The sequence below is a fragment of the Serratia sp. HNCC26DJ206 genome, from assembly GCF_057180605.1.
The window spans coordinates 87,661-101,316 of record NZ_JBXUGP010000023.1; the positions used below are offsets into that span (position 1 = coordinate 87,661).

7 protein-coding genes, 1 tRNA gene and 1 rRNA gene are annotated in these 13,656 nt (G+C 55.3%); 2 read left to right on the top strand and 7 right to left on the bottom strand.

Annotated elements, in window-relative coordinates; translation table 11 throughout:
• Positions 1 to 114: 114 nt before the first annotated feature.
• On the bottom strand, positions 115 to 3,795 hold the full coding sequence (gene metH, locus AC2A1E_RS16370) for a methionine synthase (RefSeq protein ID WP_484384624.1): 3,681 nt from the start codon (positions 3,793 to 3,795) through the stop codon (positions 115 to 117).
• A gap of 375 nt (positions 3,796 to 4,170) precedes the next feature.
• Here metH and iclR point away from each other — a divergent pair, with 375 nt between their 5' ends.
• Positions 4,171 to 5,001, top strand: a complete 831-nt coding sequence (gene iclR / locus AC2A1E_RS16375) for a glyoxylate bypass operon transcriptional repressor IclR (protein WP_459400300.1) — start codon at positions 4,171 to 4,173, stop codon at positions 4,999 to 5,001.
• Positions 5,002 to 5,276: 275 nt separating this feature from the next.
• Positions 5,277 to 7,091: a phosphogluconate dehydratase gene (gene edd, locus AC2A1E_RS16380; protein WP_484384625.1), complete on the top strand. Its 1,815-nt coding sequence runs from the start codon at positions 5,277 to 5,279 to the stop codon at positions 7,089 to 7,091.
• A gap of 10 nt (positions 7,092 to 7,101) precedes the next feature.
• Here edd and aceK read toward each other — a convergent pair whose 3' ends face one another.
• From aceK to AC2A1E_RS16410, 6 genes are all read right to left on the bottom strand, one after another.
• A complete protein-coding gene (aceK, locus tag AC2A1E_RS16385; protein ID WP_484384626.1) occupies positions 7,102 to 8,874 on the bottom strand; it encodes a bifunctional isocitrate dehydrogenase kinase/phosphatase in 1,773 nt (590 codons plus the stop codon).
• A 74-nt stretch (positions 8,875 to 8,948) separates the two neighbouring features.
• Positions 8,949 to 10,256 carry an isocitrate lyase gene (aceA, locus tag AC2A1E_RS16390; RefSeq protein WP_459400303.1) on the bottom strand — a complete coding sequence of 436 codons (1,308 nt, stop codon included), beginning with the start codon at positions 10,254 to 10,256 and terminating at the stop codon, positions 8,949 to 8,951.
• A 49-nt stretch (positions 10,257 to 10,305) separates the two neighbouring features.
• Complete coding sequence (aceB, locus tag AC2A1E_RS16395; RefSeq protein WP_484384627.1) at positions 10,306 to 11,904, bottom strand: malate synthase A; 1,599 nt, start codon at positions 11,902 to 11,904, stop codon at positions 10,306 to 10,308.
• Between the two features lie 384 nt (positions 11,905 to 12,288).
• Positions 12,289 to 13,218, bottom strand: coding sequence for a homoserine O-succinyltransferase MetA (gene metA / locus AC2A1E_RS16400; RefSeq protein ID WP_484384628.1), 930 nt, complete (start codon positions 13,216 to 13,218; stop codon positions 12,289 to 12,291).
• Between the two features lie 189 nt (positions 13,219 to 13,407).
• Positions 13,408 to 13,523: ribosomal RNA gene (rrf, locus tag AC2A1E_RS16405) — 5S ribosomal RNA — on the bottom strand.
• A gap of 50 nt (positions 13,524 to 13,573) precedes the next feature.
• Positions 13,574 to 13,649, bottom strand: a tRNA-Thr gene (locus AC2A1E_RS16410).
• Positions 13,650 to 13,656: the final 7 nt, after the last annotated feature.

The following is a 13,656-nucleotide window of genomic DNA, read 5'->3' on the forward strand; positions in this document are numbered from 1 at the left end:
ACGCTGCCCGCCGCTGAGGCCTATCACAACATGTGATGATGCATGCCGGTCAGTTAATGACAACCCCCTTTCCCAAAGGAAAAGGGGCTTTTGCCTTAAGCGATCTGAGCCCTGTTAATCCGCGTCGTATCCTAGGTTAGGAGCCAGCCAGCGCTCAACTTCGCTGACTTTCATCCCTTTACGCGCCGCGTAATCTTCTACCTGATCGCGCTGGATTTGCGCCACGGCAAAATATTTGCTCTGCGGATGGCTGAAATACCAACCGGAAACCGCCGCTCCCGGCCACATGGCGAAGGATTCGGTCAGTTGCATACCGGTATGGCGGTTAACGTCCAGCAACTGCCAAATCTCGGCCTTCTCAGTATGCTCTGGGCAGGCCGGATAGCCGGGCGCCGGGCGAATGCCTTGATAATTTTCCCGGATCAGCTCTTCGTTGCTCAGGTTTTCATCCGTCGCAAAGCCCCAATGCAGCTTACGCACCTGCTCATGCAGGTATTCGGCAAAGGCTTCCGCCAAGCGATCCGACAACGCTTTTACCATGATCTTGTTGTAATCATCATGTTTAGCGTCGTAGGCAGCCGCCAGCGTATCCTCTTCCAGCCCGCCAGTGACAGCGAACGCACCAAAGTAATCGGCCTTGCCGCTGCTTTTCGGTGCTACGAAATCCGCCAGACAGTAGTTCGGAAAATCGGTTTTTTCGGTCTGCTGGCGCAGGTGACGGCTCACCACCAGCACCTCGTCGCGGTTTTCATCGCGGTAAACTTCCACGTCATCGCCCACACTGTTGGCCGGGAACAGGCCATAAACACCGCGTGGATTGAGGCTACCGCTTTCCGCCAACATATCCAGCATCTGGTTAGCATCCTGGAGCAGGCGTTTGGCTTCTTCACCCACCACTTCATCTTCCAGAATGCGTGGGTATTTACCCGCCAGCGACCAGGTCATAAAGAACGGCGTCCAGTCGATATAGTGGCGCAACTGGTTAATGCTCGCCGTCACCGGGAATACGCCCAGCTTGTTTGGCACCGGCGGTTGGTAGTTCTCCCAATCCAGCACCATGGCGTTATCCCGCGCCTGCTGCAAACTAACCGGTGGAGTACGCGGTTTTTTGCGCCCATGCTGAATACGCACGGTTTCATACTCTTTGCGCGTGCGGGCGACAAACTCGTCACGCTGGGTATCTGACAGCAGCGCCGACACCACGCCGACGGTGCGCGAGGCGTTTTGCACATAGGTGGTCGAGCCGCTGTAGTTCTGCTCGATTTTCACCGCAGTATGCGCTTTCGAGGTGGTCGCACCGCCGATCAACAGCGGCAAGGTAAAGCCCTGGCGCTCCATCTCTTTCGCCACGTTGACCATCTCATCCAGCGACGGGGTGATCAGGCCCGACAGGCCGATAATATCCACTTTCTGCTCGCGCGCAGTCTTGAGGATTTTGTCCGTCGGCACCATCACGCCCAGATCGATAATTTCGTAGTTATTGCATTGCAGCACCACGCCGACGATATTCTTGCCGATGTCATGCACGTCGCCCTTCACCGTCGCCAGCAGGATCTTACCTGCGGTGGTGCCTTTCTGCTTGCTGGCCTCAATGTAGGGTTCAAGGTAAGCCACCGCCTGCTTCATCACGCGGGCAGACTTCACCACCTGCGGCAGGAACATTTTCCCTTCACCAAACAGATCGCCTACTACGTTCATCCCAGACATCAGCGGGCCTTCGATCACTTCGATCGGGCGATCCGCTTGCTGACGCGCCTCTTCGGTGTCGAGCTCAATAAATTCGGTGATACCCTTAACCAGGGAATATTCCAGGCGTTTGGCCACTGGCCAGCCGCGCCATTCCGCCTGCTGCACCGCCACTTCGTTATCTTTGCTGCCCCGGTATTTTTCCGCCAGATCCAGCAAGCGCTCGGTGCCATCCGGGCGGCGGTTGAGCACCACGTCTTCTACGGCTTCACGCAGTTCGGTACTCAGATCGTCGTAGATCGCCAGTTGCCCGGCGTTGACGATCCCCATATCCATACCGTTACGGATGGCGTGATACAGGAACACCGCGTGGATCGCCTCACGCACCGGATCGTTACCACGGAACGAGAATGATACGTTGGAGACACCACCGGAGATCATCGCGTGTGGCAGATGAGTTTTGATGTCGCCGCAGGCTTCGATAAAGTCGACAGCATAGTTGTTATGCTCTTCTATCCCGGTCGCGACGGCAAAAATGTTCGGGTCAAAAATGATATCTTCTGGCGGGAAGCCAACGCGTTCGGTAAGGATCTTATAGGCTCGGCGGCAAATCTCGAACTTGCGCTCGCGGGTATCGGCCTGGCCGACTTCGTCAAACGCCATCACCACTACCGCCGCACCATAGCGGCGCACCAGTTTGGCATGATGGATAAAGGCTTCTTCGCCCTCTTTCATCGAGATCGAGTTCACGATGCCTTTGCCCTGAATGCATTTCAGGCCTTTTTCGATCACGCTCCATTTGGAGGAGTCGATCATGATCGGCACGCGGGCAATATCCGGTTCACCGGCAATCAGGCTGAGAAAGCGCACCATCGCCGCTTCGGCGTCGAGCATGCCCTCATCCATGTTGATGTCGATGATTTGGGCACCGCTTTCCACCTGCTGGCGCGCCACCGCCAGCGCTTCACTGTATTTCTCTTCTTTGATCAAGCGTTTGAAACGTGCCGAACCGGTAACGTTGGTACGCTCACCCACGTTGACGAATAGCGATTTGGCATCAATATTCAGCGGTTCCAGGCCGGACAACCGGCAGGCCACCGGCAGTTCTGGCAGCTTGCGCGGCGGCACGCCGGCTACCGCTTTCGCCATCGCGGCGATATGGGCCGGGGTGGTACCACAGCAACCGCCGATGATATTCAGGAAACCGGCTTGCGCCCATTCGCCAACCTGTTTGGCCATCTCTTCGGCATCCAGATCGTATTCACCAAAGGCGTTGGGCAAACCGGCGTTGGGGTGCGCGGTCACGTAGCTTTCAGAAATGCGCGCAAGTTCCGCCACGTATTGGCGCAGCTCATCCGGGCCGAGCGCACAGTTCAGGCCAAAGGTCAGCGGTTTAACGTGGCGCAGCGAGTTGTAGAAGGCTTCGGTGGTCTGGCCCGACAGGGTACGGCCAGAAGCATCGGTAATGGTGCCAGAAATCATGATCGGCAACGCCACACCCAAGGCTTCAAATTCGGTTTCTACCGCAAAGGCCGCGGCTTTGGCATTCAAGGTATCGAAGATGGTTTCGATCATGATCAGATCGACGCCGCCCGCCACCAGCGCACGGGTCGATTCACGGTAGGCGTCCACCAACTGATCGAAAGAGACATTACGGAATGCCGGATCGTTTACATCGGGTGAGATCGAAGCGGTACGGTTGGTCGGGCCCAGCACCCCGGCGACGTAACGCGGTTGTTCCGGAGTACGTGCGGTCCATTCATCGGCACAGGCGCGGGCCAGCAACGCGGCCTGATAGTTAATCTCGGCAGACAGCGACTCCATATGGTAGTCGGCCATGGCAATCGGCGTGGAGTTGAAGGTGTTGGTTTCCAGAATGTCGGCACCGGCCTCCAGATAGCCGTTGTGGATCGCCGTGATCACCTCCGGTTTGGTCAGCACCAGCAGATCGTTGTTGCCCTTCAGATCGCTTTGCCAGTCCGCAAAGCGTTCACCGCGGTAATCCTGCTCCTCCAGCCGATAGCTCTGGATCATGGTGCCCATACCGCCGTCCAACACTAAAATACGCTGCGCTAACTGCTGACGCAGTTGTTCTACTCGATTCGTCACTGTCACCCCTTATACCCGCCGACGTTCAAATTGCTTTCAACATCTACCGGATATAGATAATCGCCATCGCCCAAATGCCATATAAACAAACGAGTCATCCTAGCACAGGTTATGTCGGCAAAGGTGTGGGCACTCATTGAGAGTTTTTCATGCTCGTCATAATTCAAGTTGCATGTGCGTTGGCTGCGCTTACTCGCCCCAGTCACATAGTTATCTATGCTCCTGGGGACTCACAAGCTTGCCGCCTTCCTGCAACTCGAATTATTTAGAGCACAGGTTGATTAGCCAACAGATCCGATGAGCAAAGATGCGCCTTGCAATTCATACTCAAAAAACGAAAATGAATTCCACCATACGGAAAATAGAAGGTGAATCATGGCCACACCCGTACCCGCCAAGCGAGGCAAGAAGCCGCGCACCGCAGCACCCGCCGCCAGTGCCGCCACCGGCCAGGTCCAGTCACTGACCCGTGGCCTGAAATTACTGGAATATATTGCTGAAGCGCACGGTAATGTGGCGCTGACCGACCTGGCCCAGCAAGCCGGGCTGCCTAATTCCACCACCCACCGCCTGCTCACCACCATGCAACAGCAAGGTTTTGTCCGCCAGGTGGGCGATCTTGGCCTGTGGACCATGGGTGCACATGCGTTTGTGGTTGGCAGCAGCTTCCTACAGAGCCGCAATCTGCTGGCGATGGTGCACCCGACGCTGCGCCGCCTGATGGAGGAATCGGGCGAAACGGTTAACCTGGCGGTACTGGATACCAGCGAATATCAGGCGGTGATTATCGATCAGGTGCAGTGCACCGCGCTGATGCGCATGTCGGCCCCGATTGGCGGCAAGCTGCCGATGCACGCTTCTGGCGCAGGCAAAGCGTTTCTAGCCACGCTTTCAGACGCTCAGGTCACCAAGCTGCTGCATAAAAAAGGCATGCACACCTATACTGCGCGCACCCTGACACCGCATAACCTGAAAGAAGGGCTGGCGCTGATCCGCAAACAGGGCTTCTCGTTTGACGACGAAGAACATGCGCTCGGCCTGCGCTGCGTGGCGGCCTGTATCTTCGATGAACACCGCGAGGCTTTTGCCGCGATCTCCATCTCCGGCCCGGTTTCACGCATCACCGACGATCGCGTAACGGAACTCGGGGCGCTGGTGATACACGCCGCCAAAGAGATCAGCCTCGAATATGGTGGCGTGCGTTAACGTTCTCCCCTGCCTGCCATCTTGGTCAACCGGCTGAGGTGGGGGCAAGTCTCCTCTGTTGTATTTCTGTGACTGCCTGTAGAGATCTTGTTTCCCTGCTCGCTAGAAGCATGAAGCCGATCACAGTTAGCGATCCTGCCTGCTGAAGCCGATTGCCACTGAGAACATTTCCCTCGATATTGTTACCGATAACATGTTACCGGTAACTTTAATTAGCAGTAACAACATAACCGGCCCTCAGCAATTGCGTAGCAGGGCTGCCATGTGAGGACGGAATGATTAACCACAGCCTATCGCGCGTAACACAGCGCATCATCGAACGTTCAAAACAGAGCCGCTCTGCCTATCTGGCGCGCATCGCCGAGGCCCGATCGCAGACCGTACACCGCTCGCAGTTAGCCTGCGGTAATCTGGCGCACGGCTTTGCCGCCTGTCAGCCCAGCGATAAAGCCGCGCTGAAAAATATGGTGCGTAGCGATATCGCCATCATCACTGCCTATAACGATATGCTTTCCGCCCATCAGCCTTACGAAAATTACCCGCAGCGGCTGAAACAGGCGCTGCACAGCGTGGGGGCGGTCGGCCAGGTGGCGGGTGGCGTACCCGCAATGTGCGATGGCGTGACTCAGGGGCAGGATGGCATGGAGCTTTCGCTGATGAGCCGTGATGTGATCGCCATGTCCGCCGCCATCGGGCTGGCGCACAACATGTTCGATGGCGCGCTGTTCCTGGGGATCTGCGACAAGATCGTGCCGGGGCTGGTGATGTCAGCGCTGTCGTTCGGCCATCTGCCCGCGGTGTTTGTGCCTGCCGGGCCGATGAGCAGTGGCCTGCCGAACAAAGAGAAAGTGCGGGTGCGCCAGCTCTATGCCGAAGGCAAGGCCGACCGTCACGCGCTGTTGGAAGCCGAAGCGGCGTCTTATCACGGAATCGGCACCTGCACCTTCTACGGCACTGCCAACACCAACCAGATGGTGATGGAGGTGATGGGCCTGCATCTGCCGGGCGCCTCCTTTGTGCATCCAGACACGCCGCTGCGCGATGCGCTGACCGACGCCGCGGCACGCCAGGTGACCCGGCTGACCGAAACCAGCGGCCATTATTTACCGATCGGCCAGTTGGTCGATGAGAAAGTGGTGGTTAACGGGATTGTTGCGTTACTGGCCACCGGCGGCTCTACCAACCTGACCATGCATATGGTCGCCATGGCGCGGGCTGCGGGCATCATCATCAACTGGGATGATTTCTCTGAACTTTCTGACGCCGTTCCGCTGCTATGCCGTATCTATCCCAATGGCCCGGCCGATATCAACCAGTTCCAGGCCGCCGGGGGCGTGCAACTGGTGATCCGTGAACTGCTGAAAAATGGCCTGCTGCATCAGGATGTTCACACCGTTGCCGGTTTCGGTTTGGAACGTTACACCCAAGAACCCTGGCTGGATCATGGCCAACTGGCCTGGCGCGCTGGGGTGCAGAGCTCGCTGGATAACAGCGTGATTGCCAGCATCGCCGCACCGTTCGAGCACCACGGCGGCACCAAAGTGCTTTCCGGCAATCTGGGGCGTGCGGTGATGAAAACCTCGGCGGTGCCTGCCGATAACCAGATTATCGAAGCACCGGCGATAGTGTTTGAAAGCCAGCACGATATCGTGCCCGCATTTGAAACCGGCAAGCTGAACCAGGACTGTGTGGTGGTGGTGCGCTTTCAGGGGCCACAGGCCAACGGTATGCCAGAGTTGCATAAACTGATGCCACCGCTCGGCGTACTGATGGATCGCGGCTTTAAGGTGGCGCTGGTGACCGATGGCCGCCTGTCGGGGGCCTCCGGTAAAGTACCTTCGGCGATCCACGTCACGCCGGAAGCCTATACCGGCGGGATGTTGGCAAAAGTACAAAACGGCGACCTGATCCGCGTTAACGGTCAAACTGGCGAATTGCAGCTGCTGGTTGATGCCGCCGAACTGGCTCAACGCACCGCTTACCAGCCGGATTTGAACGCCGGGCGTATTGGCTGTGGCCGTGAGCTGTTCAGTGCGTTACGCAGCCAGCTTTCCGGCGCGGAACAAGGAGCCTGCTGCATCCCGTTTTAAGAGGCAAACCTCAGCCAGCCCGCTCAATGACTTCAGCCTGTGGAAGCCCCGCATAGCCTGAAGCCAACCGCTGGCTGAAACGGCGCTTTTTGCGATAGGCAAACACGTCTTCTACGTGCCCATCCTTAATCCGCTGTTGCAAACCGCGCCAGTAATCCGCTTCGAACAGATCGCTGTGCATCTCCTCAAAGACTTGCCGGATGCGCCGATCGCCACAGAGGAAATGGCGGAACTCCTCCGGAAAGACATCGTTCGGTGAAACGCTGTACCAGGGTTCACTGGCCATTTCGTCTTCCGGGTAGCGCGGCGGCGGAATATCGCGAAAGTTTACCTCGGTCATATAGCAAATTTCGTCATAGTCGTAGAACACCACGCGCCCGTGGCGAGTCACGCCGAAGTTTTTAAACAGCATGTCGCCAGGGAAGATATTGGCCGCCGCCAACTGCTTGATCGCATTGCCGTATTCTTCTATCGCATCATGCAGTTGCTGGTCGTTGGCCTGCTCCAGATACAGGTTCAGCGGCGTCATCTTACGTTCCATGTACAGATGCTTAATGACCACGCGATCGCCGAGATCTTCCAGCTTTTCCGGCACTTCCAGCTGTAACTCTGCCCACAACTCCGGGCTGAGGCGCGCCTTATCCACCACGAAGTTCTCATACTCCTGCGTATCCGCCATGCGGCCAACGCGATCGTGCTCTTTAACCAATTGATAGCAGGCCATCACCTGAGCTTGCGTAACCTCTTTCTGCGGGGCGAACTGGTCTTTGATCACTTTGAACACCCGATCGAAAGACGGCAAGGTAAACACCAGCATCACCATACCTTTCACGCCCGGAGCAATAATGAACTGCTCCTGAGACTGCGCCATAAAGGTCAGGTATTCGCGATAGCATTCGGTTTTGCCGTGCTTCTGGCAGCCAATCGCCATATACAGCTCGGCGGTGGTTTTGCCCGGCAGGATCTCACGCAGCCATTCCACCAGTGCCGCCGGTAATGGTGCATAAACCATAAAGTAAGAACGGGCAAAGCCAAACACGATGCTGGCTTCGGCTTTGCTGGTCAGGCAGGTGTCAATAAACAAAGCGCCGGAATCGCTGCGGTGGATCGGCAACAGGAACGGATAAACGCCGTCTGCCAGCCGCAGTTTGCCCACCAACCAGGCGGCTTTATTACGGTAAAACAACTCATTGGCCACCTGGAGCGTCGCTCCGGCCAGTTGCTCGAGGTTAAAGTCCCGCTGCAATACCTGAGTGATATAACCGATATCACGCGGCAGATCTTCCCACGGTAACCGCAGCGGCAGATCGGTCAGCAGGCTGTGCAGCATCGCCGCCATATCGCCATTAGGCAGGAAATTACGCGACAGCGGCCGTGGAATATCACGAAAACGCCGTTCGGGCTGCGAGCTGAAAACAAACAGTTTGTCCGGGGTTAAATCACGGTGTTTAAACAAACGGCAGTAAACCGAATTGAAAAAACTCTCGGCAATTTCAAAGCGTGGATAATCTGGCAGTAATTCGGTGTACACCGCCTTTACCCGGCTGGGGAAATCCGCATCGTAATAGCGCTGCCCAGTGATGCATTTCAACTGCTCTACCACCAAGCCAACATGGTGATCGTAAAGATGGATACGCTTTTTCATCGCCTGCTGTACGGCGGGCCAGTCGGCCTGCTCAAAACGCTGCTGCGCCCCGGCGGTGACCTCCAGAAAGCGACCATATTGTGCATCAAATCCCTGCAAGATCGTCTGTGCGATCAACAACTCCCGTTTTGCCGCCATCTTTACCCCTCCCTGCCCACGAGGCAGAGCCTGCAAATGCAGGCCCTGAATTACGCATTGTTACGGTGGTGAGACTAGAACTGCTGTTCTTCGGTCGAACCGGTCAGCGCAGTGACGGAAGAGGCCCCACCCTGAATGACGGTGGTGACTTTGTCGAAGTAGCCAGTACCCACTTCCTGCTGATGCGAGGCAAAGGTATACCCGCGTTCGACGGCCGCAAACTCCGGCTGCTGCACTTTTTCAACATAGTGCTTCATGCCTTCGCCGCGAGCATAGGCGTGTGCCAGGTCGAACATGTTGAACCACATGCTGTGAATACCGGCCAGGGTGATGAACTGGTATTTGTACCCCATGGCAGACAGCTCATCCTGGAAGCGGGCGATGGTCTGATCGTCCAGGTTCTTCTGCCAGTTAAAGGACGGTGAACAGTTGTAGGCTAACAGCTTGCCAGGGAATTTGGCATGAATGGCGTCGGCAAAACGCTTCGCTGCGGCCAGATCTGGGGTTGAGGTTTCGCACCACACCAGATCGGCGTAGGGAGCATAGGCCAAGCCACGGCTAATCGCTTGTTCAATACCAGCATGGGTACGGAAGAAACCTTCTGCCGTGCGCTCACCCGACACAAAGGCGCTGTCGTACGGATCGCAATCGGAAGTCAGCAGATCTGCCGCATCAGCATCAGTACGCGCAATCAACAGGGTCGGCACACCGAGCACGTCGGCAGCCAGACGCGCAGCGACCAGTTTCTGGATCGCTTCCTGGGTCGGCACCAGAACTTTGCCGCCCATATGGCCGCATTTTTTCACTGCCGCCAGTTGGTCTTCAAAGTGTACCCCTGCGGCACCGGCTTCGATCATCGCCTTCATCAGTTCGAACGCGTTCAGCACGCCACCGAAACCGGCTTCTGCATCGGCAACGATCGGCAGGAAATAGTCGGTATAACCTTTGCTGCCCGGTTCAATCTGGTTCGCCCATTGGATCTGATCGGCGCGGCGGAAGGTATTATTGATACGCTCGACCACCGCTGGAACAGAATCTACTGGGTACAATGACTGGTCCGGGTACATCGCAGAGGCGGTATTCGCATCCGCAGCCACCTGCCAGCCGGACAGATAAATCGCTTCTACGCCCGCTTTCGCCTGCTGCAACGCCTGGCCGCCGGTCAGCGCCCCCAGGCTGTTAACGTACCCTTTGCGGGATTTACCGTGCAGCAACTCCCACAGTTTGGCCGCACCGTTTTGCGCCAGCGTGCAGACCGGATTGACCGAACCGCGCAGGTTGATCACGTCTGCGGCACTGTATGGGCGGGTGATGCCTTCCCAACGTGCTGATTTCCATTCCTGTTCCAGCTGTTGGATCTGTTGGGTACGAGAGGTTGTCATATATTTATCCTTTGTCATTAATGTAGGGTTAATAGTCAGGAACGGTTTATCAGGCCAGTAATTCGTAGCCGGGTAAGGTCAGGAAATCGATCAGCTCATCTTGCGTAGTGATACGCTCCATCAGACGCGTCGCTTCTTCAAACCGGCCAGCGTTGTAGCGCGCCTCACCCAATTCTTCACGTACTACCAGCATTTCTTCTTTCAGCATTTGGCGGAACAGCGCGTTGGTCACCAGTTGGCCGTTACTGAGGCTCTTTTCATGGTGGATCCACTGCCAGATGGAGGTACGGGAAATCTCAGCGGTGGCGGCATCTTCCATCAGGCCATAAATCGGCACGCAACCATTGCCGGAGATCCAGGCCTCAATGTATTGCACCGCGACACGGATATTGGCGCGCATTCCCGCTTCGGTACGCTCACCGTCACAAGGTTCCAGCAACTGGGTTGCGGTGATCGGTGCGTCCTGCTCACGCAGCACTTCTAACTGGTTGCGGCGATCGCCCAGAATGCGGTTAAACACTTCCATCACCGTATCGGCCAACCCCGGATGCGCCACCCAGGTGCCGTCGTGGCCGTTAGTCGCTTCCAGCTCTTTGTCTGCGCGCACCTTACCGAGCACGATGGCATTCTGTTCTGCATCTTTGCTCGGGATAAATGCTGCCATGCCGCCCATCGCAAAAGCACCGCGCTTGTGGCAGGTCTTGATCAGCAAGCGTGAATAAGCGCTGAGGAAAGGTTGGGTCATGGTGACGGATTGGCGATCCGGCAACACGCGTTCGCCGTGATTCTTCAACGTCTTGATATAACTGAAAATGTAATCCCAACGGCCGCAGTTCAACCCGACGATATGATCGCGCAGGTGATACAGGATTTCGTCCATCTGGAATACGGCGGGCAAGGTTTCGATCAGTACGGTCGCTTTGATCGTCCCGCGCGGCAGTTCGAAGCGATCTTCGGTAAAGCTGAATACTTCACTCCACCAGGCCGCCTCCTGCCAGGATTGCATTTTTGGCAGATAGAAATACGGGCCGCTGCCTTTTGCCAGCAACTGACGGTAGTTATGGAAGAAGTAGAGGGCAAAATCGAACAGCCCGCCGGGAATGGCCTCGCCTTGCCACTGCACATGTTTCTCTGGCAGATGCAGGCCGCGAACGCGGGCGATCAATACCGCCGGGTTCGGTTTGAGCTGGTAAATCTTGCCCGCTTCGTTGGTATAGGAAATAGTGCCGTTCACCGCGTCGTGCAGGTTGATTTGCCCTTCGATCACTTTGTCCCAGCTTGGGGCCAGCGAATCTTCGAAGTCGGCCATGAATACTTTGACGTTGGCGTTCAACGCATTGATCACCATCTTGCGTTCAACAGGGCCGGTAATCTCGACCCGACGATCGCGTAAATCGTCAGGAATACCACGAATTTTCCAGCTACCATTACGAATGGAATCGGTTTCCGAAATAAATCCCGGCAAACCGCCGCGATCGATATTTTCCTGCCAGCAGACGCGTGCAGCCAATAGCTTGTTGCGTTGCGGAGTAAACTTCACCACCAGTTCCGCCAGGAATTCGACGGCATCATCCGTTAACACCTGCCGCTCAGTTGCGCTGAAACCCCGCGTAAACGTTAACTCCGTGCCTGCTATCTGTTGCATCATTGTCTTGCTCCTTCCCATCATCCCGCTCCGCCATTGCTGGCTGAGTGAAGTATTATTGTCGGATACCACGGCATTTCAGGGTGAAAACACAACCGCTAATTGGTTAGATATCAGCCCTTTTGACTCTAGAATAACCAACAAAAATTAAAAATCAAAAACGATTTCCATTTTTTTATTAAATATTTTATTAACCTTTTATTATCAATAAATTACAGAATTTATCATTGATAACAAACTAGGAATCCAATTCCGATAAAGTAGGGGGAGTGATGTAGTAAATTGTTTTAAAAGGAATTATTGGTAACAAGGCGTCGAAAAAGAGGGAGGAAAACCGCAGAACAGTGCATGGTGGCCTCGATTCAGCCACCATGTCAGGAGGAAATGTTACTCGAGAGTGGGATTCATATGACGCAGATCGAACGGGGTGATCTGGTAGACGTAGTAATTCAACCAGTTGGCAAACAGTAAGTGACCATGGCTGCGCCATGAAGCTTTGGGGGGAAGTTCAGGGTTGTCGTTAGGGAAATAATTTAGCGGAACGCTAGGGTTAAGACCTGCATCGTTGTCACGACAATACTCACCCGCCAACGTCAGGGTATCGTATTCAGGATGCCCGGTAACAAATGCCAGGCGCTTGTCACGGCTGGCGAACAGATAGGCACCAGCCTGCTCCGACTCGGCCAGAATATCCAGATCCGTATACTGACGGATAACGTCGGCAGGGAAATCGGCGTAGCGCGAATGCGGAGCCAGGAAGGTTTCATCAAAACCACGGGTCAGCAAGGCATGCTGTTGCAGCGTCTGATGTTGATACACACCCGAGAGTTTCACTTCTCGAGTCATCTTTGGAATGCCATACAAGATGTTTAACGCCGCCTGGACCGCCCAGCAGACAAACAGCGTGGAAGTCACATGGTTCTTAGCCCAATCGATCACACGTTCGATCTGCGGCCAATAGGCAACATCGCAGAAATCAACCAAGCCCAACGGCGCGCCGGTGACGATCAGGCCGTCGAAATTCTCATCCTGAATATCTTCAAAGTCGCAGTAGAAATTGTTCAGGTGCTCGGCAGGCGTGTTCTTCGATTCGCGGCTGTCGATACGCAGCAGTTGGATATCGATCTGCAACGGAGAATTGGAGAGCAAGCGCAGGAACTGGTTCTCAGTCTCGATCTTTTTTGGCATCAGGTTGAGGATCAGCACTTTTAACGGCCTGATTTCCTGTGTTTTTGCTCGTGAAGATGTCATCACAAAGACATTCTCATTGCGCAAGAAACTCACCGCAGGTAACTCATCAGGAACACGAATCGGCATCGCCTAACCCTCACATATCCATTTATACGTTTAGACTTCTAGATGCCTGAAGATAACGTTTTTTTACCACCATGTCGAGTCTTCAACAGGAAGGTGAAAATGTTTCATTGCCAGAGAGGAAAAGGAGGATTTGGTAGACTAGAAAAGCAAAAAGGCCATCCTTGCGGATGGCCTCTCGGCTTAATTGATGCTTGGCAGTGTCCTACTCTCGCATGGGGAGACCCCACACTACCATCGGCGCTACGGCGTTTCACTTCTGAGTTCGGCATGGGGTCAGGTGGGACCACCGCGCTATTGCCGCCAAGCAAATTCTTTAATTCTTTTTCTGCCGAACTTCTAAACCACTTTAATAAAGTGGTGCTGATACCCAGAGTCGAACTGGGGACCTCACCCTTACCAAGGGTGCGCTCTACCAACTGAGCCATATCAGCACACAAA

Bases quoted from the DNA above. Each gene is read 5' to 3' on its own strand.
- iclR (WP_459400300.1), top strand. From the start codon at position 4,171: ATGGCCACACCCGTACCCGCCAAGCGAGGCAAGAAGCCGCGCACCGCA.
- edd (WP_484384625.1), top strand. From the start codon at position 5,277: ATGATTAACCACAGCCTATCGCGCGTAACACAGCGCATCATCGAACGT.
- aceK (WP_484384626.1), bottom strand. From the start codon at position 8,874: ATGGCGGCAAAACGGGAGTTGTTGATCGCACAGACGATCTTGCAGGGA.
- aceA (WP_459400303.1), bottom strand. From the start codon at position 10,256: ATGACAACCTCTCGTACCCAACAGATCCAACAGCTGGAACAGGAATGG.
- aceB (WP_484384627.1), bottom strand. From the start codon at position 11,904: ATGATGCAACAGATAGCAGGCACGGAGTTAACGTTTACGCGGGGTTTC.
- metA (WP_484384628.1), bottom strand. From the start codon at position 13,218: ATGCCGATTCGTGTTCCTGATGAGTTACCTGCGGTGAGTTTCTTGCGC.